General features: G+C 35.0%; 21 protein-coding genes and 1 tRNA gene. 16 read left to right on the plus strand and 6 right to left on the minus strand.

What is annotated here, in order from left to right; all coding sequences use genetic code 11:
• Positions 1 to 304 precede the first annotated feature (304 nt).
• Both ABD792_RS12850 and ABD792_RS12855 read left to right on the plus strand, forming a co-directional pair.
• Positions 305 to 655, plus strand: a complete 351-nt coding sequence (locus tag ABD792_RS12850) for a hypothetical protein (RefSeq protein ID WP_345006629.1) — start codon at positions 305 to 307, stop codon at positions 653 to 655.
• 5 nt (positions 656 to 660) lie between these two features.
• The gene (locus tag ABD792_RS12855) at positions 661 to 2,979 is read left to right on the plus strand and encodes a S8 family peptidase (RefSeq protein WP_345006631.1); all 2,319 of its coding nucleotides are present in this window, start codon (positions 661 to 663) and stop codon (positions 2,977 to 2,979) included.
• A 213-nt stretch (positions 2,980 to 3,192) separates the two neighbouring features.
• On the opposite strand, the gene ABD792_RS12860 is transcribed toward ABD792_RS12855, so the two are convergent.
• The 3 genes from ABD792_RS12860 to ABD792_RS12870 form a co-directional block, all read right to left on the minus strand.
• Positions 3,193 to 3,768, minus strand: coding sequence for a BfmA/BtgA family mobilization protein (locus tag ABD792_RS12860; RefSeq protein WP_345006632.1), 576 nt, complete (start codon positions 3,766 to 3,768; stop codon positions 3,193 to 3,195).
• A gap of 450 nt (positions 3,769 to 4,218) precedes the next feature.
• Positions 4,219 to 5,490, minus strand: a complete 1,272-nt coding sequence (locus ABD792_RS12865) for a site-specific integrase (RefSeq protein ID WP_345006633.1) — start codon at positions 5,488 to 5,490, stop codon at positions 4,219 to 4,221.
• A 217-nt stretch (positions 5,491 to 5,707) separates the two neighbouring features.
• Positions 5,708 to 5,782 (minus strand) — tRNA-Pro (locus ABD792_RS12870).
• A gap of 184 nt (positions 5,783 to 5,966) precedes the next feature.
• Here ABD792_RS12870 and ABD792_RS12875 point away from each other — a divergent pair.
• The 14 genes from ABD792_RS12875 to ABD792_RS12940 all read left to right on the plus strand — a co-directional run bounded on the left by ABD792_RS12875 (position 5,967) and on the right by ABD792_RS12940 (position 20,424).
• On the plus strand, positions 5,967 to 8,261 hold the full coding sequence (locus ABD792_RS12875; RefSeq protein ID WP_345006635.1) for a TonB-dependent receptor domain-containing protein: 2,295 nt from the start codon (positions 5,967 to 5,969) through the stop codon (positions 8,259 to 8,261).
• A gap of 180 nt (positions 8,262 to 8,441) precedes the next feature.
• Complete coding sequence (locus ABD792_RS12880; RefSeq protein WP_345006636.1) at positions 8,442 to 9,566, plus strand: PQQ-dependent sugar dehydrogenase; 1,125 nt, start codon at positions 8,442 to 8,444, stop codon at positions 9,564 to 9,566.
• A 184-nt stretch (positions 9,567 to 9,750) separates the two neighbouring features.
• The gene (locus ABD792_RS12885; protein ID WP_345006637.1) at positions 9,751 to 10,152 is read left to right on the plus strand and encodes a c-type cytochrome; all 402 of its coding nucleotides are present in this window, start codon (positions 9,751 to 9,753) and stop codon (positions 10,150 to 10,152) included.
• A gap of 66 nt (positions 10,153 to 10,218) precedes the next feature.
• Positions 10,219 to 10,827, plus strand: a complete 609-nt coding sequence (gene udk, locus ABD792_RS12890) for a uridine kinase (RefSeq protein WP_345006638.1) — start codon at positions 10,219 to 10,221, stop codon at positions 10,825 to 10,827.
• Positions 10,824 to 11,159, plus strand: coding sequence for an FtsB family cell division protein (locus ABD792_RS12895; protein WP_345006639.1), 336 nt, complete (start codon positions 10,824 to 10,826; stop codon positions 11,157 to 11,159). The genes udk and ABD792_RS12895 overlap by 4 nt, the downstream gene beginning before the upstream one ends.
• Positions 11,152 to 12,537, plus strand: coding sequence for a methylmalonyl-CoA mutase subunit beta (locus tag ABD792_RS12900; protein WP_345006640.1), 1,386 nt, complete (start codon positions 11,152 to 11,154; stop codon positions 12,535 to 12,537). The genes ABD792_RS12895 and ABD792_RS12900 overlap by 8 nt, the downstream gene beginning before the upstream one ends.
• A gap of 1 nt (position 12,538) precedes the next feature.
• Entirely contained in the window at positions 12,539 to 13,171 is a 633-nt protein-coding gene (locus ABD792_RS12905) for a hypothetical protein (RefSeq protein WP_345006641.1), read from the plus strand.
• A 38-nt stretch (positions 13,172 to 13,209) separates the two neighbouring features.
• Complete coding sequence (scpA, locus tag ABD792_RS12910; RefSeq protein ID WP_345006642.1) at positions 13,210 to 15,333, plus strand: methylmalonyl-CoA mutase; 2,124 nt, start codon at positions 13,210 to 13,212, stop codon at positions 15,331 to 15,333.
• A 54-nt stretch (positions 15,334 to 15,387) separates the two neighbouring features.
• Positions 15,388 to 17,238 (plus strand): sensor histidine kinase, encoded by a 1,851-nt coding sequence (locus tag ABD792_RS12915; RefSeq protein WP_345006643.1) that lies wholly within the window; start codon positions 15,388 to 15,390, stop codon positions 17,236 to 17,238.
• Between the two features lie 158 nt (positions 17,239 to 17,396).
• Entirely contained in the window at positions 17,397 to 17,837 is a 441-nt protein-coding gene (locus ABD792_RS12920; RefSeq protein ID WP_345006644.1) for an RrF2 family transcriptional regulator, read from the plus strand.
• Positions 17,838 to 17,892: 55 nt separating this feature from the next.
• Entirely contained in the window at positions 17,893 to 18,624 is a 732-nt protein-coding gene (gene ric, locus ABD792_RS12925; RefSeq protein WP_345006645.1) for an iron-sulfur cluster repair di-iron protein, read from the plus strand.
• 155 nt (positions 18,625 to 18,779) lie between these two features.
• A complete protein-coding gene (locus ABD792_RS12930; RefSeq protein ID WP_345006646.1) occupies positions 18,780 to 19,991 on the plus strand; it encodes a hypothetical protein in 1,212 nt (403 codons plus the stop codon).
• A complete protein-coding gene (locus ABD792_RS12935; protein ID WP_345006647.1) occupies positions 19,963 to 20,208 on the plus strand; it encodes a hypothetical protein in 246 nt (81 codons plus the stop codon). The genes ABD792_RS12930 and ABD792_RS12935 overlap by 29 nt, the downstream gene beginning before the upstream one ends.
• 78 nt (positions 20,209 to 20,286) lie before the next feature.
• Positions 20,287 to 20,424 (plus strand): hypothetical protein, encoded by a 138-nt coding sequence (locus tag ABD792_RS12940; RefSeq protein ID WP_345006648.1) that lies wholly within the window; start codon positions 20,287 to 20,289, stop codon positions 20,422 to 20,424.
• On the opposite strand, the gene ABD792_RS12945 is transcribed toward ABD792_RS12940, so the two are convergent.
• The 3 genes from ABD792_RS12945 to ABD792_RS12955 form a co-directional block, all read right to left on the minus strand.
• On the minus strand, positions 20,425 to 22,425 hold the full coding sequence (locus tag ABD792_RS12945; RefSeq protein WP_345006649.1) for a TonB-dependent receptor plug domain-containing protein: 2,001 nt from the start codon (positions 22,423 to 22,425) through the stop codon (positions 20,425 to 20,427).
• Between the two features lie 112 nt (positions 22,426 to 22,537).
• Positions 22,538 to 23,383: a hypothetical protein gene (locus ABD792_RS12950; protein WP_345006651.1), complete on the minus strand. Its 846-nt coding sequence runs from the start codon at positions 23,381 to 23,383 to the stop codon at positions 22,538 to 22,540.
• Positions 23,384 to 23,779: 396 nt separating this feature from the next.
• The gene (locus ABD792_RS12955; protein ID WP_345006652.1) at positions 23,780 to 24,178 is read right to left on the minus strand and encodes a hypothetical protein; all 399 of its coding nucleotides are present in this window, start codon (positions 24,176 to 24,178) and stop codon (positions 23,780 to 23,782) included.
• Positions 24,179 to 24,250: the final 72 nt, after the last annotated feature.

Here is a 24,250-nt window from a genome sequence, read left to right on the forward strand (position 1 = left end):
ATGTTTCTAAGATATTTGTTTTGTAACAAACAGTCTTAAATTTTATGTCCGAATAAAGGTAACAACTCCAAAATGCAAAAAGAACTATTTTAAAACAAAATGTATTAACGCTTTGTTACCGTAAATATACATCAAAGTTTAATAATTCACACCATAATACACTAAGTTTAGCAAATTGTATTAACACTAAAATTTAGCCTCCATAAACAGATTTTTTTGCAAAAACACGCAACCATTTTAAGAAAACATCATCTTATGGTTAATAATGATACTAAAATCAAAGAATATTCTTAACTTTATTCCTATGGAAAATCTTACAAAAATGAAATTTATTTTTTTAATTCTTTGTGCTACCTTAATTGGTTGTACCAATAATGATGATGATGAAATTGTTCTTAAAAACGTTAAGGGAACTATAATCGGAACTGTTTCTTGTGATACAGAATCAAACGGACCAGCTTATGAAATCCAAATTGAAAATTTAGATACAATAGAAAAAATAATTGTATCCAATTTGCCAATTGAATTTAAACAGGATGGAACTAAAATCAGTTTTGATATGGAAAAATCAATTGAGGACTTTGGTGCATGTGTGTCTTTATACTCTCCTGATATATTTTACAAATTAAAAAATATAACAATCGTAAATAACTAGAGCAAATGAAATTTAAAACTACTTCTGCACTACTTCTAATTTTAGCCATTTTTATGTTGCCAACGGGCCTAATAGCTCAAGATTACTATTGGTCTAATAACAAAAAAATACCACTTATTAAAGAGGACAAAGCCTTTTTAATTAGAGCCAATGAAAAATCTGAAACTGAATCGAATCTGACACGAGAAGTTTCAATTGAAAGCCTCATGCGAGTCAACCGAAAATCCCTTTTGGTAAAACTAAAATCATCAGAAAGGTCTGTATTAGAAGAACTTTCTGCAATTTCCGATAATAAGATAGCGTCATTTAAGACAGAATTAGGTTATGAGGCAATCCCTACTGGCGAAATTCTTTTTAAGCCGAAAAAGGGAATTACATTTGATAAAATAAACGAATTGTCAGGCGAACAGCTAAGTATTGTTAAAGAAAAATATGGAACATTTAGTGTGTACGTAACTGATTATAGGGAACTATTGAATCTTTCCAATAAAATATATGAAAGTGGTTTAGTGGAATATTGCCAACCTGATTTTATTATGGAAGTTGAAAAATTCCAAAACGATCCGCTTTACACTGACCAGTACTATTTGAACAATACTGGACAATTAGGTGGTACTGCTGGAATTGATATTAATGCTCCACAAGCTTGGGGAATTTCTACAGGACTTCATAATGTGAGAGTAGCGGTTTTGGATGATGGGGTTGAAAACCACGAAGACATTAATGGAAGAGTTGTTGCAGGTTTCACGGCAACTGGTGCTGGTAATGGTGCTCCGGGAGCTGGTTCAGCACATGGTCAAGCTTGTGCAGGGATTATAGCTGCATCACATAATAATCTTGGAATTGCTGGTGTAGCACCATGTGCAGATATAATACCTATTCGTATTCTGGGCGTTGGCGCATCTGTTGGTCAAATTGCAGCTGCCATTGACTGGGCATGGGATGACGGAAATGCAGATGTTTTGAGCAATTCGTGGGGATTTACAGATCCAAACGCCTATCATGATGCAGTTGAAGATGCAATAGCAAGGGCAAGAACACAAGGAAGGGGTGGAAATGGCAGTATTGTTGTTGCAGCCTCTGGGAATTCACAACAAACCTTCAACGGGGTATTACATCCTGCAAATGTTCCAGGTGTGGTAACAGTAGGAGCTGTAAATAATAATGGTAATATCTGGAATTACAGTAGTAGAGGCTCAGAAATGGATTTGGTTGCTCCTTCAGGAAATACAAATAATAATGGTGATGTTCGTACAACTGATAGACCTGGAGGAAACGGATATAATAATGGCAATTATACTAACACATTTGGAGGTACTTCTGCAGCTTGTCCTCAAGCATCTGGAGTAGCAGCCCTTATGTTGTCTGTAAACCCTACGCTAACCGAAGCACAGATTGTTTCGATTCTAAAGAATACTGCCACAGACATGGGAACTTCTGGTTTCGATAATACTTTTGGATATGGAAGATTAAATGCCCAAGCCGCTTTAAATGCTGCTCTGCCTCCAATCAATGGCGATAACACAATTTGTTCCACTGGTTCAACATTTTCGATAAACAACCTTCCTTCAGGAGCCAACATTACTTGGAGCAATAGCAGTAATCTTACTAGAAATTCATCTCAAGGTGCCAACCCTTGTACATTTTCTGCTATAGGTTCTGGAAGTGGCTGGATACAAGCAAGTATAACATCCCCTAATAGTTGTGGAAATCCAACAATAATTCGAAAAAATGTAGATGTCGGTGTTTCATCAAGCAATATTGTTATAGGTAATGTTCCTTCTTCCATACCAGTTAATACTCCAATAGAGGCTGTTGCAGGCTACCCTCCTATGTTCCATTGTGATTTATTGGACGTAGAGTGGAGGTATATGCCCAATTCAACGATAATGAACGGCAGTTTTGCCTGTCCATCAAACAATAATAGCCAAAAACGTATCATATTCCATTCACCAGGAACATATTATATACAAGCCAAAGTCAAGACAAGTTGTGGATGGAGTAATTGGAGTGGACCAGTAAACATAAATGTAACAAGTGGAGGTTATTATTATTCTGTATACCCCAACCCTGCATCAACGGATATTTTTGTTTCCGAAATACAATCTGAACGCGTGTACGATTCAAACCTCACTACAGACGACAGCCCCACTAATATTAAACTTGAACTTTATGATTTTACAGGAAACACGGTGCGAGACCTAAATTTAAATTCTAAGAAAAATGAAAGCAAATTGGATGTTTCAGGTTTGCCTAAAGGCAATTACTTTCTTCGTATTGTGAGCAAAGAAGTAGATGAAGTCCATCAGATACTTATTGAATAAGAGAAAATTATACAATCTTAAACGAAGAAGAATCAAAAGACCAAGCAGTAAAAGCTTGGTCTTTTGATAAAACTAAGAACGTGAACTTGCTGTCAAATGCTTTTTCATCCATACCAAAACTTGGCTAATCTTTGATTCGATAAGTTTTGGTATGTGCCCTAGCGGCAGCGACACATAACACTGGGAAATAAAGATTGGTTTGAAAACAAAGAATCAATAATCTTTAAGATTCCTTTTAAAAATAGCAAGTTCCGTTGCATCCATTTCCAGTTTATGATATACCTTACCAAATCGAGGTTTGACTAGGGTAATTTTTTCCAATAATTCAAACATTCTTTCTCGCTCTTCATTTCTTTCGTTTATCATGGCATCATACTTTTTTTTGGGTACGGTATCTTCTTTTAAGTTCCATTCTTCACGGGTAAGCTTTTCAAACATAGGTTCAATGAACAATGTTTCTTTCCGTTCTGCACATTCCAAACAAGTATTTCCCTCAAATAAGACTTTTAGCATATCATGGGTGGGCTTGTGATATTTGCGTTCATGCTCCCGAAGCAGTTCAATAATATAATCCAAACGTCCTGCCATATATTTTTGGAACTTATAAAAGCTCATCATAAATGTACTTTTTGGAGTGATGTTGGCTTTTTCAAAGAAATCAATCATGGTATCGATGGTCTCTGTATGTGATTTGGTAATCGTCTTGGAATATTCCCTAAACCGTTCAGCCGTGATACGATTTATACTTATAGCCGAAAACGTGTTTTTTTGCTGTTTTTTTATTTCCATTACTGTAGTTTTTTTCAATGCTTATAAGGCTTTACAATCGCTTTGACGCAAAATTGGTATACCGTTTTATTTTTATTAAAAATTATCAATTTCGTAATCATCTCATAATCAATATTCTAATTTCAATTCTTTCAATAAGGCAAATTTGTTTACTGTAAATTTTTCCAATGTTCTTGGGGCTTTCCAAGGGGTTTGTTTCAAAATTGCACCATTGAAAAAAGCAAAACACTTTATAAATAATTGATTTTCAACGATTTGAATAAACGTAACGTCGCTTTAGCGCGTTACCCTCTTGCTATTCAAATCTTATCCGCTGCGCTACTAATTTTTGAATACATCAAACCGAGTACAAATAAACCTCACATTTAGTGTTGCTCCCTATCTGATTTTACATGACGCTTATCTTTCCGAATGCTACAAAAACCTGACAGGAAGCTTGTGCAAGATTGGTTATGGTAAAAATTGGGGCTGCCCACTTTGTTTTACTTCGCTCGACTTTTGCTCCTTTTCTTTATAGTGGTGAATCAATAGGTCCATATCTTCTCCTACTTTCTTTTGCAGTACCCTTGCATAAATCTGTGTAGTGGATAATTTGGTGTGTCCCAATAACTTGGACACTGTTTCTATGGGTACACCATTGGACAGGGTTACCGTTGTTGCAAAAGTGTGTCTTGCAGAATGAAATGTAATATGCTTATGAATGCCACTGGCTTTTACAATTTCTTTCAAATATTGATTGGTCTTTTGATTGCTGAGCACAGGAAGTAGTTTTTTGGTAGCTTTACTTTCTTGCATGTACTTCTCCATTATCTGTTTTGCTTTTGGGAGCAAAGGTATTTTTACCGTTTCATTGGTCTTTTCCCTTTTGGTATTTAGCCAATAGTTCCCATCTATACCAATCAATAGTTGCGTAGACATCAGTTCTTTTACATCAACATAGGACAATCCTGTATAACAACTAAAAAGAAATATATCCTTTACACGTTCGTAAGTTGGACTTTTGAACGTAGTATTGTCAATAAGGTCAATTTCTCTTTGGGTAAGATAACTTCTTTCGTTTTTAATATAGCTGAGCTTGTAGTTCCTAAAAGGGTCTTTGTCCAACCATTCTAGTTTTACAGCAAGATTGGTCATTTTCATCAACCGTTCCAGATGTTTCATCGTACCATTGTTAGTACAGGTCTTTCTTGCTTTTTTTGGTTTATATGTTCTTATGTACTGTTCAAAGTCTGTTATGAATCGATAACTTAATTGTTTAAGGTAAATATCCTTTGTTTTCCGTTTTTCCATTAAAAACATATCTAGGTACTTCTTGGTGGAATAATAGTTTTTCATGGTACCTGGCTTTAAAACATTATGCATGGTCGTATTGTGGTACTCTACCAGTTCCATGAGTGTTTTATGTTGGTCATCCTCGCCTAGATAACGAGCTTTTACAGCTTGTGGAGTAATCATCTTGTGTTCTTGGAGCAATTGCTTATGGCTGTCCAATATATGCCCATAGGCTTGATCCAAATAATTGTTCAATATTCGGAGGTTTTGAGTGTTTCCTCTTGCCCTACCTTTGGAAGCATCCCAATGGTTCACCGGAACACTCCTTTTTAAACTGATTTCCGTGCGTTGCCCATTGACCGTGATACGAGCATAAATGGATAGGTTTCCTGAATTTTTACGTGTGTTCCTTGTAAAGAAAAGAACGGCGAAAGTGCTGTCTGTCTGCATGTTGTACGTCTTTAGATTAAACTTTGTTTTTAACAAAGACGAAAATCAAATCGCTTTAAAAGCTCCTTAAATTTACAACAATTAATGTACCATACAGTTCACCGAATCGTTCACCAATGCATTGGTTTTAAATGATATCATTTGATATCAATAAAAATGAAAAGCACTGATAATCATAAGATTAACAGTGCTTTGATATTGCCGAAATGGCAGTTCGTCGGGGTGGCAGGATTCGAACCTGCGACCTCCTGCTCCCAAAGCAGGCGCGATGACCGGGCTACGCTACACCCCGAAGACAGTGTAATTGTCAAATTCCAATAAACAAAAATACAGCTTACTGTAACAGGCTGCAAATATACCTTTTTTTTCAATTCATTATTAAATTAATTTCAAAAAAATAGATTCTTATTTTATGTCCTCAACAATATGTTTAAAAAACAAGTATTTTAGCTTCTTCAATATATAACTTAAACTACGTGCATTTTATAATAGATAAGCTCTCTTTTCTCTTTATATGTATTGCCTTTTCTTGTTTCGGACAATCAAAAATAGAAGGAAAAGTTTTAGATGGAGACAGCGGTTTTCCCATCCCACATGCTAGCATTACAAATCTTAGCGATAATAGCGTTGTTTTTACGAATGCCGAGGGCATGTTTCAACTTGTTAAAACAGGCACCTATCTATTTGAAAAGGAAGGTTACACAAAAAAAGAATTGAATATAACCGATATTAGATATCAAATAATACAGCTAAGTATTCTCCCTTCTTATCTTTCTGAAGTCATAATTAGTACCAACCAACTGCCAAAAACCTTAAAAAAAGTAAGTGCAACAATAAGTATCATTTCAAATCAAGACATATTAAAAAACAACAATATAAACATAGCTTCGGCATTAAATAAAACACCCGGTATTTTTATGCAGTCTGGAGCATTAAACACAAACCGAATCACCATAAGAGGTATTGGTTCCAGAAACTTATTTGGTACAGCTAAAATAAAAGCCTACTTCAAAGACATACCTCTAACAACTGGTACAGGCGAAACAAACATAGAGGATTTTGAACTTGGCTCTATTGCCCAAATACAAATACAAAAAGGCGCTTCAACTCTTTATGGTTCTGGTCTGGGAGGCTCAATTAACATCATACCCCAAAACGCCTACTTTAACCAATCTAATATAAACAGTCAATTTACCATAGGATCATTTGGACTGGCTAAAGAAATGGTCAATATAAATCATGGAACTTCCAAAACTAGTTTTAGAGCAATTTACAGTCATACCCATAGTAATGGTTACCGTGAAAATAACAACTATAACAAACAAACCATTACCTTAAACTCTAACCACTATTTTAACAAAAAAAGCGACCTATCGTTCCTTGGCAGCTATATAGACCTAAAGGCCTTTATCCCTAGCTCTATAGACGAAACATCTTTTATCAACAACCCACAATCTGCAGCTTACACCTGGAAACAATCAAAAGGTTATGAAGACACCCAAAGAGGCCTTTTTGGAGGCACTTGGAACTATCAACTTAACAAAGACCTAAAAATCATTACGAGTATTTTTACATCTTTCAGAAAAGCCTACGAGCCCAGACCTTTTAATATCCTAGCCGAAAACACCATTGCACTTGGTTTTCGATTTCGATTTTTAGGAAACAACAAACTCTTTAAAAAGCCCCTTAATTGGACATTGGGAAGCGAATTATTTAAAGACAACCATAAATCGGGCACCTTCGAAAACCTATATAATGACTTTCCTGAAGGAACGGGCAGTGTGAAAGGTAATCGCTTATCCGATTATAAGGAAAAACGACAATATTGTAACATATTTCTGGAAACCAACTACGAACTCTCCAAAAAGACAAGCCTATCGGCAGGGGTTAATTATAACAAAACATCGTACAATTTAAATGATAGGTTTCCTCCTTCAGAAACCAATCCGGACCAATCTGGAACTTTCAAATTCAAAAACATATGGTCTCCCAAATTTGGGGTTATTCATCAACTTTCAAAACATATCAGCTTTTATACAAACATAAATCATGGATTCTCTCCTATTTCCCTTAATGAAACACTTTTACCTGACGGACAAATAAATACTCAATTAAAACCTGAAACCGGATGGAATTTTGAATTAGGCTCGCGAGGTCAATTATTAAACAATCGATTATTCTATAATGTGGCTGTTTATCGATTGGATGTTAAAAACCTATTGGTTGCTAGAAGAACCAACCAAGATGAGTATATTGGTGCCAATGCCGGGCACACACAACACGACGGAATTGAATTAGACATTAACTACAAGCTAATCGATAACAAAGTCCTTTTTGTAAAAGTCTTTATGACTTATACTCGCAACAATTTTAATTTTAAAAATTTCATAGACGACACTAACGATTATTCTGGAAATAAACTAACAGGCATACCTTCCAATATTCTAAATCTTGGAATGGACACAAAGCTTAACACCTACTTTTACGGAACTATCAATTTCCAACATGTTGGTTCTATGCCAATCACAGACAACAATAGTGTGTTTACAAAAAAGTACAACCTTGCCAATTTTAAAATTAGTTATACAAAACCTATAAATAAAACTTTAAAGCTAAATGCTTTTTTCGGAATCAATAACCTATTCAATACCAACTATGCATCACAAGTTTTAATCAATGCCCAAGGGTTTGGTGGAAGTGCTCCAAGATATTACTACCCTGGAAATCCAAGAAATTATTATACTGGAATCAATATTAATTATATCTTTTAGTATATCTTTAAATCTGAAAACAAAACGCATGATTATGACAATAATCATAAAGTAAAAATCGCAACACACTATTTTATAAATGACATCAGTTATTATTTGAATTTACCGTAAATGAAAACAAAAAGAAAAATGTTTTTGCCTCGCTAAATCCAATTGGTAAATGGTATAATATCCAAAACAATGAAACAGACGGTATCCTTATTAACAGCCATCCTTATAGCATGCTTTTCCTGCGCACAACAATCAGAATCCGAAGTAAAAGCAGAAACTCCAAATGTAATTGACTATACTACCGAAATGGTTGTCCCCGATCTTAACATTCCTTGGGGCATGGCATTTCTTCCCGATGGCAGTATGCTCATTACAGAAAAGTCGGGAGAAATCATTCATTTTAAAAATGGTAAAAAAACCAACATTACTGGTGCTCCTACTATTGTTAATCGCGGACAAGGAGGACTATTAGATATTAAATTACATCCAAACTATATAACCAACAGATGGATATATTTATCGTTTTCCTCTCCAGAGGGTGAAGGAGAGGGTGCGAACACAGCCATCATGCGAGCTAAATTAAAAGACACCTCCTTAATAGATCATCAAATAATTTATAAAGGCGCTCCCAATACCAGAAAAGGACAACATTTTGGTTCACGCATAGAGTTCGATAACCAAGGCCACTTATATTTTTCAATAGGAGACAGAGGTAATCGTGACGAAAATCCGCAGGATGTCACTCGTGATTGTGGAAAAATATACAGACTTAATGACGACGGCAGCATCCCTGAAGACAATCCCTTTGTTAATACACCTAATGCTAAACAAGCAATCTTTAGTTATGGCCATCGTAATCCCCAAGGTTTAATAAAACATCCCGAAACAGGAGCCATTTGGGAACACGAACATGGCCCTAAAGGAGGCGATGAAATCAATATCATTCAAAAAGCTAAAAATTACGGTTGGCCAATCATTTCTTATGGCATTAATTACGACGGTTCCTCTTTTACAGATATTACAGAAAAAGAAGGCATGGAACAACCTCTTTTTTATTGGGTTCCTTCAATTGCACCATCTGGTATGACATTCGTATCTTCCGACATCTATCCACAATGGAAAGGTAACCTCTTGGTAGGCTCATTAAAATTTAAATACTTAGAACGACTCGTGCTCGATGATAATAAAGTGCTAAAACGCGAAAAGCTATTAGAGGACATAGGGCGGGTTAGGAATGTGATTCAAGGTCCCGATGGTTATATATATGTAGCTGTAGAAGGAAAAGGTATCGTAAAAATAGTATCCAACAACTAAGTATCTAAATCATTTTTTACAGTTAATACATACACTAACTTTTCAGTATTTATTAAAATTAAATCCATATTATAAAAATCCACAAGAAAACGAGTGCAACGATTGCCTGTATACAGGTAAGCTGGATTGCATGAGTTCTTGAATTCTTAAATAGTTTATTTAAAAGTTAAAAATTTCAAAACACATGAAAGTATTTTTAGTCCTACTAGTTTCCTTAATAACACTAAGTTTTATAAATATTGACCGACAAGATCCTTTAAAAGAAAGTATTGAAAGGGGAAAAGATATCTACACCGAGTTTTGCGTTACCTGTCATTTGCCTTCAGGGGAGGGTGTGGAAAACGTATATCCTCCATTGGCAAAATCAGATTACCTAACCAAAAACAGAAGTGCCAGTATAAAAGGACTTAAATATGGTTTAAAAGGAGAAATTGTTGTTAATGGTAAAACCTATAATGGATTTATGGCTCCATTAGGTCTCTATGACGACGAAATAGCCGATGTGATGAACTACATCAATAATAGTTGGGGCAACAAAAATGATTCAATCGTTACTAAAGAAGAAGTCTTAAAAATCAAGAAATAGTTTAATCGTACTTAACTGGATGCTTCATTTTAATTAAATTTGTAAGACGAACTAAACACAACACGCATGCTCATTATTGGAATTGCTGGAGGTACCGGTTGTGGAAAAACAACCGTTGTTAATCAAATTTTAAACGAATTTCCCGATGGTGAAGTGGGTGTTATCTCCCAAGATTCATACTACAAAGATACAACACACTTAACTAAGGAAGAACGTATAAATATTAATTTTGACCACCCCAGATCCATCGATTTCGATCTATTAACTGCTCACTTAAAAAACTTAAGAAACAATGCCCCTATTCAACAACCCGTTTACTCTTTTATCGAACATAATAGAACCGGAGAAACCGTACTAACTAAACCCAGAAAAGTTATCATTGTTGAGGGCATTTTAATACTTACAAACCCAGAACTAAGAACCTTATTCGATATTAAAATATTTGTCCATGCAGATACAGACGAACGCTTGATTAGACGATTGAAAAGGGATATTTCGGAACGAGGGAGAGACGTTAACGAAGTACTTACACGCTATCAAACAACACTAAAACCCATGCATGAGCAATTTATTGAACCCATGAAGCAGTATGCCGACATTATTATACCCAATAATAAGTATAATACAGTTGCCATAGATATTGTTCGTTCCATCATTAATGAAAGATTACAATGACATTGTTTAAAATAAATAATAAACGTCTTTTTTTAAAACCATTAAAAAACATATTTGTTATTATCTTGGTTATTTTTATTGTCTGGATGTTATTTTTTGATGCAAATTCATGGCTTATCCACAACGAGCTGAATAATGAAATTGAAGCGCTCGAAGCCGAAAAAGAATATTACAAACGTGAAATTGAAAAAGACAAAAAAGCCATAAAAAAGTTAAGTACAGATGAAGGCCTTGAAAAGTTTGCACGCGAAGAATATTACATGAAAAGGGATAATGAAGAAATATACATCATCGAATACGAAGACAGCTTAAAAAACAAACAAGATGACTAAACCTTTGTTCAAAGAATTTAATCCTGTTTCGTCAAAACAATGGAAACAAAAAATTCAATTCGACCTCAACGGTGCAGATTACAACAGCACTCTTGTTTGGGAATCAAATGAAGGCATTGCAGTAAAACCGTTTTATCATGCTGATGATCTTCTCAAACATCCAAAGGTTTCCAACACCAAAACAACACAATGGCTTGTCTGTCAGTCTATTTTTGTCACAAACACAACCACATCAAACCTTAAAGCTATTAATGCAATTAAGAAGGGCGCCGAAAGTATCAGGTTTATTGTACCATCTAAGGATATAGCAATTAAAGAACTTCTCCAAAACATAAACCTCGATACCATCCGCATTTACCTTGAACTCCAATTTTTATCGGAAACCTATATTAAAACGATACGTTCAATCCCTACAAAAGCTGGTATCTATACCTTAACCGATAGCATTGGGCATTTGGCAAGAAATGGCAATTGGTTTTATAATTTGAATAAAGATTTTGAACTATTTACCAACTATTTTTTAAATAACACTTCAAAATCGCAAACCTATACGAGTGTAGACACAACACTTTATCAGAATGCTGGCGCCAACATCGTGCAACAACTGGCTTATGCATTGGCTCATGCCAACGAATACTTAAATCTCCTTAATACCAAAGCCCCAAACGCTTTACAAACCATTAGAATGGTTTTTGGAGCATCCTTAAGTTCCAATTATTTCTTTGAAATAGCTAAACTTAAAGCATTGCGATCCTTATGGCTAACACTTGCTAAAGAATACAACATAATTTCGGATTGCCATATTATTGCCTATCCAACAAAGCGAAACAAAACGCTCTACGACCCTAACACCAACATGCTTCGCACCACAACAGAGTGTATGAGCGCTATACTAGGCGGTGCCAATACCATATGCAATTTACCTTACGACACCATATACCACAAAGACAATATATTTAGTGAACGCATTGCCTGCAACCAACTACTTATTTTAAAACACGAAAGCTATTTCGATAAAGTTAACAATCCAACAGACGGAGCCTATTACATAGAATCCATAACACAACAACTAGCCGAAAAGGCATTGGATTTATTTAAGGAAATAGAGACCAGTGGCGGTTTTTTAAAACAACTTAAATCTGGTACTATTCAGCGAAAAATAAAAGAAAGTGCTTCCAAAGAACAAAACCAATTTAATACAGGAAAGGAAATATTACTAGGCACTAACAAACACCCCAATGAACAAGATAAAATAAAAGCAACATTGGAACTGTATCCATTTGTGAAGACACACCGACGAAAAACCTTAATAGAACCTATTATAGAAAAACGATTAGCAGAACAGATAGAACAAGAACGATTAAAAAAAGAACATTAAAATGAACACAAAAATCAAATTTATTGCAGCTTTATTAATTTTCACACTATTTAATTGTAAACAAAAAACCACATTATCGGAATACAAATATGCCGACAAAAACACCGTCCTAAACTGTGAAGATGCCAAATCTAAATTATACAACGAAGCTTTATTCTCTTTCGAAAACGACATCTTAAACTTTTATGGTAAAAATAACAACAAACAAAGCCTAACAACAGCCTACGCTCAATTTATACGTAACACGCAATACAACAGGGTGAAGTTTAATGAACTGGTCTCAGAGCACTCATTAGAAATATTCAACGTCTTAAAAGAGGATACAAGTTTATGGCAGGTTGGGAACACCCAAAGTAATTTAAATTACTATAGTCCTTTATTTAAATGTATTGCAAGCAACATTGAAAACAAAGATTTAAAAACAACACTTAACGCCCTTCTGGACACCCATAGTATGAGCCAAAAACTTTTTGCGCCCCCGCTACAATCTAATTATAGATTTGCCATTAAGGATAAGTATTTAGCAGCATATATTGCCTTCGATCTGTTTTATGCTAAACTTTTTGATGTTGATTTAACTGTTGTAAAAACCCAGAGTCAAAGTGTTGATTTCAATAAGAAACCAACCAAATAGCAAACTAAAATTAAGATAATTATAAAATAAGGTGCATAATGCAACGTAAAGACCTTCAACACATCAACTTACAAGAGCCTGAAGAAAGCCTAAGCACAACTGCTGAACATAGCTTCTTAACTGCTGAAGGTATTCGCATTAAACCTACCTATTCCCCAAAAGACCTAGAGTCCCTAGAACATCTCAACTTTGCTGCTGGCATTACACCCAATCTACGTGGTCCCTACAGTACTATGTACGTACGCAGGCCTTGGACAATACGGCAATATGCTGGATTTTCAACTGCCGAAGACAGTAATGCCTTTTATCGTCGTAACCTTAAAGCTGGCCAAAAAGGACTATCGGTTGCATTCGATCTTGCTACGCACCGTGGCTATGACTCCGACCACGAACGCGTTGTTGGTGACGCAGGAATGGCTGGTGTAGCCATTGATAGTGTGGAAGATATGAAAATACTCTTCGATAAAATTCCATTAGACAAAATGAGTGTTTCCATGACCATGAACGGTGCTGTTTTGCCCATCATGGCTTTTTATATTGTTGCAGCCGAAGAGCAAGGAGTACAACCCCATCAGCTCTCTGGTACTATTCAAAATGATATTTTAAAAGAGTTCATGGTACGCAACACTTATATCTACCCCCCTACGCCTTCTATGAAAATCATTTCAGATATTTTTGAATTTACAAGCAAGCAAATGCCTAAATTCAATAGTATCAGTATCTCTGGTTATCACATGCAGGAAGCAGGTGCTACTTGCGACATTGAGCTAGCCTATACATTGGCAGACGGCCTAGAATATATTCGTAAAGGACTCGAAGCCGGTATGGATATAGATACTTTCGCTCCCCGCTTATCTTTCTTTTGGGCCATTGGGATGAATCACTTTATGGAAATAGCTAAAATGCGTGCAGCGCGTATGCTTTGGGCCAAATTAGTAAAACAATTTCATCCGAAAAATGAAAAATCACTGGTTTTAAGAACCCATTGCCAAACATCTGGATGGAGCTTAACAGAACAAGACCCTTTCAACAACGTCGCCCGAACTTGTATAGAAGCTTCGGCAGCTGCCTTTGGCGGCACACAAAGCCTACACACCAATGCGTTAGACGAAGCTATTGCCCTACCAACCGATTTTTCGGCCAGAATTGCTAGAAATACCCAAATCTATTTACAAGAAGAAACTAAAATAACAAAAACTGTTGACCCGTGGGCAGGTAGCTATTACCTAGAAAAGTTAACACACGACATATCCCACAAAGCATGGGAGCTAATTGAGGAAATCGAATCCTTAGGTGGCATGACAAAAGCTATTGAAGCTGGCATACCAAAAATACGCATTGAAGAAGCCGCTGCCAGAAAACAAGCCAGAATTGATTCTGGAAAAGACATTATTATTGGCGTTAATAAATACCAATTAGAAGAAGAAGCTCCAATAACCACACTCGAAGTCGATAACAAAACGGTGCGTTCCCAACAAATAGCAAGACTGAACAAAATTAAAGCTAACAGAAATTCCAGAAAAGTAGAAATGGCTTTAACTAATTTAACCGAAGCTGCTCGCAACGGTCAAAATAATTTATTAGCTTTAGCTATTGAAGCTGCTCGCGAACGTGCCACCCTCGGAGAAATTAGCGATGCACTCGAAACGGTATTTGGAAGATATAAAGCACAAATAAAATCATTTTCAGGCGTGTATAGTAATGAAATAAAAGATGATGACTCCTTTAAAAGAGCTAGGGAACTGGCAGATATTTTTGCAGAACAAGACGGCAGAAGACCTCGTATTATGATTGCAAAAATGGGGCAAGATGGTCACGATCGAGGAGCAAAGGTGGTTGCTACTGGCTATGCCGATGTTGGTTTTGATGTAGACATAGGTCCCTTATTCCAAACCCCTCAAGAAGCAGCAAAACAAGCTGTAGAAAACGATGTGCATATATTGGGCATTTCATCCCAGGCTGCCGGACACAAAACTTTGGTGCCTCAGGTCATTAAAGCTCTTAAAGACTATGGAAGGGACGATATTATGGTTGTTGTTGGAGGAGTAATACCAAAACAGGATTACCCCTTTTTATTTGATGCCGGTGCCGTTGCCATCTTTGGTCCCGGAACTAAAATAAGTGAAGCTGCCATTAAAATCCTTGATATTTTAATAAATTAGTTCTATCTTTTATCCTATTGGAAAACCTACTTATTAAGCAAAATTAATCTAAATATGATTAAAGCCCCCAAAGAAACTGAAACTGAAACCCTTACAACTGACGCTAAAAATAAAATACTGAATAAAGCCCTTCTTATTTTTACGCCTACCATAATTGTAATTATTATTGCCTGCGTAGCAATAATATTAAACCAAGAGAAGCTTGAAATTGAGGTTTACCAACATACAGAAAAAACAATTGTTGATGCTAAACTTAAAAGTATAAACGATCAATTATCCCATGTGCTAAGTGATCTTTCCACCCTTAAGTCCAATAGCTTAATAAAAAACATCTGGGATAATAACAATAGCGACTATATAGAAACCCTCTCCAAAGATTTTGCAGACTTTGTTCATTATCAAAAAAAATACGACCAGGTACGTTTACTAGATTTAAACGGTATGGAAATTATACGTATAAACTTTAACAATGGAAAAACTACCATTGTTCCAGATGATAAATTGCAAAATAAAAAGAACCGCTATTATTTTCAAGAAGCCATTACCTTAAACAAAGACGAGTTTTTTGCTTCCCCTTTCGATCTTAATGTCGAAAATGACAGTATTGAAAAACCCATTAAACCTGTAATTCGCTTTGCAACGCCTGTCTTTGACAATAATGGAAAGAAGCAAGGTATTTTAATTTTTAACTATTTAGGGAAAAACATATTAGACTTGGTCGACCTCTATTCGAACCCTAAATTTTCAAGTCAACCCATGCTTTTAAACACTGAAGCTTATTGGATTAAAAGTCCTTTTCCAGAAAAGGATTGGGCCTTTATATTCAAAGACCGAAACCACCTTAAATTTTCATACAACTACCCTGATGCTTGGAATAATATAATAAATCAAGATTCCATTCAATTAATAAATAAGAATGGTTTATTTACCTCCCAAACTATATATCCATTAATGCCCAACAATACGTTAAATATTGGCAATGTTGGGCAATTCCAAAAAAGCCACAAAAATTACTCATGGAAAATTGTTTCTTTTATCCCTTACCAAGAACTATACGGAAAGCAACATACTCGAAGGTATATTATTATTAGCCTATTAACACTATTCGCCATAGGACTATTTTACTTCTCATGGCGGTTTTCCAAAGCTCAATACTTAAAACTAAAAGCTATTGATGCTCTAAAAATTAGTAATACTACCAAAGACAAATTCTTTTCCATTATAGCACATGATTTAAGAGGGTCGTTTAATGCGCTTTTGGGACTAAGTGATTTAATGGTTACAGATATAAACAGTGGAGTTACCAATGAAATCAAAAATTATGGAGAAATGATAAATTCAACTATAAACAGTACCCATGGTTTATTAAACAATTTACTAGATTGGTCTAGGTCCCAAACAAACCAAATGAACTTTAAACAAGAAACTTTTAATCTTTTTTCATTGGTTTTAGAGATCTTTGAATTCTTAAAATTTCAATCGGAACTTAAACATATTGCGCTAAAAAACTTTGTCCCTATGGACTTAGATATTTATGCGGATAGAAACATGCTAAATACTGTAATTAGGAATATTGTTTCGAATGCTATAAAATACAGTAACAAAAATGGTTCTGTAACCATATCGGCTTTAATAGACAACAACAATATACGCTGTGCAATTACTGACGATGGTGTTGGAATGTCTAAAGAGACCTGCGACAGATTGTTTAATGTAAAGGATATTAAATTAATTAGTAAAAAAGGAACTAATGATGAGCATGGAACCGGTTTAGGGTTAATCCTTTGTCGCGAACTCATTGAAAAGCATAACGGATCTATAGGTGTTGATAGTATTGAAGGAAAAGGTTCCACATTTTGGTTCGAAATACCTATTATTAAGCCTCCCAAAAATGATACTAACTAATTAGCAAAGTACAACCTTGACATAGAGATTAATCTCCTCAAATTACACTACACTCCTGTCTCCACAACCCCACAAACCATGCATATAAAATTTTAAACTAAGATAAACTTGTCTTAATTGAAATTATTTTCTACATTTGCCAAACAAAACCATTAATTATGTTTTCAAAGGCTTGTGAATATGGAATTAAGGCGTCTATTTTTATAGCTATAAATTCTTTTGAAGGCAAACGTGTTAGCCCTAAAGAAATAGCCAAAGAAATAGATTCACCCCAAGCTTTCACAGCCAAAATTTTGCAAGCTTTGGTTAGGCACGGTGTTATAAACTCGGTTAAAGGTGCTTACGGTGGTTTTGAAATAAACAAAAAGGATATTGCTGCAATTAGACTATCACAAATTGTGAATGCAATTGATGGTGATAAAATTTATAAAGGATGTGGGTTAGGACTCCATACTTGCGATGAAAGCAGACCCTGCCCTGTACATGATAAATTTAAAATAGTGCGGGACGAACTCAAAGACATGTTAGAAAACACAAGCTTAGAAGAATTAGCATTTAATATAAAATCTGGAACTACCTTTTTAAAAAGTATTGCATAAAAAACTAAAAAAATTTAACCACAAATAAGACAATTTTATCCTAAATAAAACAATTATGGAAGTATTAAACAACAATTCCCAAAAACAAATCGGACAGTTTGTTGCCGAAGACTATAGAACTGCGGCTATATTTAGCAGCTACGGTATCGATTTTTGCTGTAAAGGTCATAGAACCATTGAGGAAGTTTGCGAAAAAAAAGGAATAGACAGTGACGAACTATTAGACAAATTAAGCAGTATTATAAACGCATCTGTTAACGAATCTATTGATTATAAATCATGGCCCTTAGATCTACTTACTCAATATATAGAAAAAAAACACCATAGATACGTAGAAGAAAAAGTTCCAGTTTTAAGACAGTTCTTAGATAAACTATGCCGTGTACATGGTGAAAGGCACCGGGAATTATTAGAAATAAACGCCCTATTCATTGCTTCATCTAAAGAATTGGCTGCCCATATGAAAAAGGAAGAATTGATATTGTTCCCATTCGTTAAAAAAATGGTACAAGCCACTTTAGATCATAATCCCATACAAGCTCCCCAATTTGGAACAGTAGAAAACCCCATTACGATGATGATGCAGGAACACGATAATGAAGGAGAACGTTTTAGAAAAATTGCAGAACTAACAAATAATTATACACCTCCGGTAGATGCTTGCAATACATACCGCGTAACTTTTGCTATGTTAGATGAGTTTGAAAAAGATTTGCATTTACACATTCATTTAGAAAATAACATTTTATTTCCCAAAGCCATTAAATTAGAAAAACAGTTTACATAATTGGAAGCTTAAGAATTGATTAATAGTGCCCTCTAATTTAATAGGTTTAAAAATTCCAGAAAGTCCTTGTTACTTTCTGGAATTTTGAATTTAAAAGCTTATATATTTATACCGTCTTGCTTCTAAAGCACTATTAATCGAACAAGAATATAGCTATGCAAAAAAGACTAGTAATTGTATGCTTAATTAACTTTTTAATTGCCGCCCTTATGGGTATGGCTTTGCGCTACACCTTTATACAGCCCATTGGACTAAACTATCGTTTTTTAACACATGCGCATTCGCACGTTGCCATGCTAGGTTGGCTTTACTTAATGTTATATGTATTGATTATCCATTTTTTTGTCCCAGAAAAGCGTCCAATATATAATCGGTTATTTTGGCTTACACAATTTGCTGTAATTGGTATGATGCTTAGCTTTCCCTTTCAAGGTTATGCTGCTATATCCATTAGTTTCTCAACCTTACATATTTTTTGTAGCTATTATTTTGCATATCTCATATGGAAGCACCATAAAACAGAATCGGCAGCAACAAAGTTATTGTTAAAAACCTCGCTTATTTTTATGTTGCTTTCTACTATAGGCGTTTGGTGTTTGGGACCCGCCGTATCTATGTTGGGACAAGCTTCTGCTTTTTATCAAATCGCTATACAGTTCTTTTTGCATTTCCAGTTTAACGGTTGGTTTATAATAGGGGTTGTTGCTATTTTTTTTCACCTATTGCAGCTTCAAGACTCAAAAAGATTTGGGGTCTTTTTCAATCTTTTAGTTACATCTACCATCCTAACGCTTGCGTTGCCTGTTTACTGGTTTATAGAAAACAATAGTCTTTTATGGATAAATGGTACTGGCGTCATCATTCAATTAGCCGCCTTGTTTCATTTTTTACAACTTATAAAACCCAAGCTACCATTGGTGCTAAAACAGCATTCAAAGCTTGTTGTACATGTTTATAGCTTTGCAATTTTTTGTTTTGTTTTAAAGATACTCTTACAATTGCTTTCACTACTTCCAAATATATCAGAAGTTATCTATCAACACCGAAATTTCATTATTGGTTTTATACATTTAACGATGTTAGGTATTGTATCAGGTTTTATATTTTCATTTATACTACAAAGCAAATTAGTAAACCGCAATAGTAGCCTGACGTTCGCCATCTATACCTTTATTTCAGGATTTGTTTTAACCGAGTTGCTTTTAATGGTACAAGGCGGTATGTTTTACTATGGCAAAGGACTTATCCTCAATTACTATCCCTTATTATTTCTTTTCAGTGCTTTATTACCCATTGGTATAACAAGCCTACTATTCAATATTATAAAAAACAAAACGCATGGACAAAAAACCCTTGAAACGTCATAAAGCCCTACAACCACTTAGTAGAGAACACCATCACGGTTTATTACTATCATGGAAAATACGCAGCGGACTAAGTAGAAATATTCCAGTTGAACGTATTAAGATATACACCGATTGGTTTTTTGAGACGCATTTAATTCCCCACTTTGAAATGGAAGAAAAATACATATTTCCCATTTTAAATGAAAATTACCCACTTATAAAACGTGCTTTGTCCTAACACAGGAACCTAGAGTATTTATTTACTACATCTAAATATGATGAAAATACGCTTACCGATATAGAGGGCGCACTGGAGGTGCACATAAGATTTGAAGAGCGCATACTGTTTCAGGAAATACAAAGCAAAGCGACTGATGCCCAACTACTAATCATTGAAAACGTCCATAGCTCGTCTACATTTGAAGACAAACTTGATGATGAATTCTGGAAATAATTAACGCATTACAAAAGACACATTCATATAAAAATTTCGTCCTTGTCTTGCTATATTATTCCAATCGGCATAAGTTGAATATGTAGCATCCAATAAATTTTCAATACCGTATTTTAGAACCACTTTGTTGCTTTTAACATAAAGCATGTTTCCTAGGTTTAAGTTTAATGTACCATAAGCGGGCGTTTCATCTTCACCATAAAAGCTACTATATCGACTTTGGTTGGCATTACCCTCAAACTGCAATGCAGCATTAAACATATGTGTATTATAATTAAGTTCGGCTAAATATGAAAACGGCCTGATTAATGGTAACTTCATACCATTCTTCCCTTCCCCATAATTATATCCAACAGAACTGTTAATAGCAAACTTTTTGTTAAATGTATAACTGGCATTAAAGTAAACATCTAAAATTGTCGCACAATCAATAGCCTTATAAACCCTTGCACCATCTGCGCCAATAGTCATCGAATTTATGGAAGGATCTGTATTCCCTATTATATAATCTGACATGTAAAAACACGACGACTCTAACCCTATTTTTAGGTTATCGAAATGAACATTAGAATTGACATGAAACTCCAAGTTTTTTTCCTTTTTTAAGTTCGGGTTTCCTATGTAATCATAATTATCGAAGCTGTTAAACAGGAAAAAACCATACCCTTCACTTACCGAAGGTGCCCGTTCCCCATAACCAAATGCAAATAAAGCATCGTAGCCATCCTTATTTAGCTTATATCCTGCCGAAAAGCTCATTAACAACCTATTTTTGGAATCTGTTATTTTGGGGTGAAAAATTTGTAGACTCTCCAAACCTGTTTGTTTAGCAATGGTATTGTTATGATAACCCAAGCGCAATGCCCCGGATACTTTTTCAAATGCATTAATAGCATATTCATCTTTAATATAAACTCCCGAATAAAATGTTCTAATATCAGGCCAAGTATACATAAACATATCTGGTTGATTCGGGTCATTGGGATGCATCGTCATTTCTGCTATCGACCTGTTATAAAAACTATTGAGGTTAACCAGTAATTTATGTTTTCCTTTATGTAAAGCAGCTTTACTATAACCCCCATAGGTATCACTCCAACCAGGCATATCCATACGAATAGCAACATCATCACGTTGCGAATCGTCCATAATATGAGTTATGGTATTAAAATATATCTTTGATTCCCATGATTGCAATAATGAATGATGGCCTTTATAACGATACGTTATAGAGCTTATTAATGCCTCTGCTAAAGATACATCCATTGGCAAAGCTGGATATCCAATATTGGTAGCCTTATCGTAAATTATATTAGTTTCCAGAATATGCCTATCGGAAAGCTTATAGCCTCCTTGTAACGATAGATTATACTTTTGAAATTGGGAATGGAAGACCTCTGTTTGATTTCCCGCTTTATAATTATCTGATTTACGAAATATCCCATCAGTATTCGAATAAAACTTATCACCTGAATATTCCAGATCCAATCCAGTAGTTCTATAGTTTCCATTGGTCTCATACCCCATATCAATATTCATGTTTAAACCTGTTCCGTAAAACTTTGATGAGGGTTGCTGCATGTCGATAGCGCCACCAATACTATGTCCATTTTCAGCTCCTTGCTGACCTGAATTAACAGTTACCTTCTCTAAATTAGAAACGTCGACATAAGAAGTAACGGGATCCATTTTATCGGTACATGCGCCAAAAATCTGCATACCATCTATGGCAACATTTAAACGTTCACTCGTCATATTGTTTAAAGTCGCTTCCCATGCATAATTACCACGCTTTAGCATTGTTATCTTATTCGACTTTTCTAAATAATCATCAATACTCGAAAGTGTTTTTTCTTGACGGTAATTACTTAATTTACGTTGTCCGATTAAAATAACCTCATCTAATTGCGTTGTATCTTTTTTAATAAATTGCTCTTCCTGCTGGGCATACACACTCATACAAAATAGAGCACAAACACATATTAATACAATCTTTTGCATAATAAAAAAATTAAAATGATAAGTAAAGGAAGGCTACCTAAAAGTTTGAAATCCAAATGGTCTAATTCAGACTTTTAGGTCTCCTTAACCTATAAAACAAAGAACTGCCTTATTAAAATTCGAGCTCTAAATACAAACTGCTTTGCGTATGCGCTTCCGTTACACCTTCACCTTTAAGCACCTCATCTTCTGCATCTACAAGTTTTAAATTTAAAACCCAATACCCGGTCATTGTTAGTGAAAGCTCTCCTTTATACATGGCTTCTTCTTGATTGTATGTCAAATTGGTATTGTTGGGCGAACTATGGTTACCCATCCCTGGCATTCTAGGATCTGAAAATATCGTACAACCTTCTACCACAGGGAAAGCCATCATACTTTCCATTCTATAAACACCTACCACAAAATCATTTACACCTATTATTGGTTCATTAGGCTCAATGAGAGCTACAACATAACGTTTATCATCCAACCCCATAAAACTGCTTACATTTTTCGTTTCGCTTTGCATAACTGTTATAGCTTGACTAACCGAATAATTATCTCCATTAACGGTATAATCTATAGTTAGTGTCCATCCAGAAGCGTCTAAGTTTGTCATTTGATAGATTACATACCCTTCATAAACTGTTTTTTTACCTGTAGCCTTTTTAATCACAGATTTTGGACATGAATGCTGCATGCTTGGCATTTGCATCATTGGCATCCATGTTAGTGATGCATCGGTTAAATAAGCCCCAGAACTATTTTCTTTTATTCGGATACTAACGGCATTATAGCCCGTATAAAATTTACCCGATGCCGTATATAGTTCTACTGTATGGCTATTGTTTGTTAATTCTTGAATTTTTAAAAGGCCTTCAACTTCATCTATTTCAGGCGTATCATCGTTATCGGTAGAACATGCTGTCGCTAACAGAGCGACTAATAAGATTGGGAATATATATTTTAATTTCATGTGCTTCTTTTATTGTTTTTATTGGCTAAATGCCCGCTTTGTATTATTTAAGTTTTGGTTTGGAGACATTGTATATTGTATCATAGGCATATACCTTATCTCTTTTAAGATTACCGTAATAAACATGTGTTTCATTTACGATAATTTCAAACAAAGAATTATTTCAAACGAACTACTCCAAATGAGGCAGGGTACTGAGGAATTCTTATCGAATAAAAACTTAGATATAAGACATCCACAAACGAATGCTAGGTAAACTACACATCGTAATGAATATCTGTTAATAATTATTTTTAGGAATAATGCCGACCAGCCAACTTACTTATGCAAGCCAGAAAAGAAAACCCTTTTAGGTTTTTATACCATTTCTGATTTAAAACGGTATATCAGCAAATCTTAACTTAAAATTGGAGGTGGTGTTTCTACAGCCAAAGCTGTTTTTGTTATTTTGAAGACGTTTCTTGATACTGAAACTTTAGGCAATAGTGTTTGTATAAACTGTATTTCGATAGTGCTCGACTTAGCCAAACAAAACACATCTAAGGATTGCGGCTTATTTTCTGGTAAAGGGGCATCTTGATTATTAGAGCGCGAATCGTTTTGGGCCAACTGCTTTTGTAAATGACATTTACCATTACACCCCTGTTGGTTATCTTTTTGAACACAAAGTGTCGCGGCAATAAAATCTTGGTTCCATAAAAAGTGTCCCATAATAACCAAGGTATTGATGTTATTGAACAACAATCCAATAACCAATAAAACAACGGTGGCTTTATGTAAAACACGTTTTATCATGTTGCAAATTTAAAACTAACAGACCTTCCAAAACATGACGGAAGTCACTATAGCTAAAACTTTATTCTTTTT

The organism is Snuella lapsa (assembly GCF_039539345.1).
GTDB classification, from domain to species: Bacteria; Bacteroidota; Bacteroidia; order Flavobacteriales; family Flavobacteriaceae; genus Snuella; species Snuella lapsa.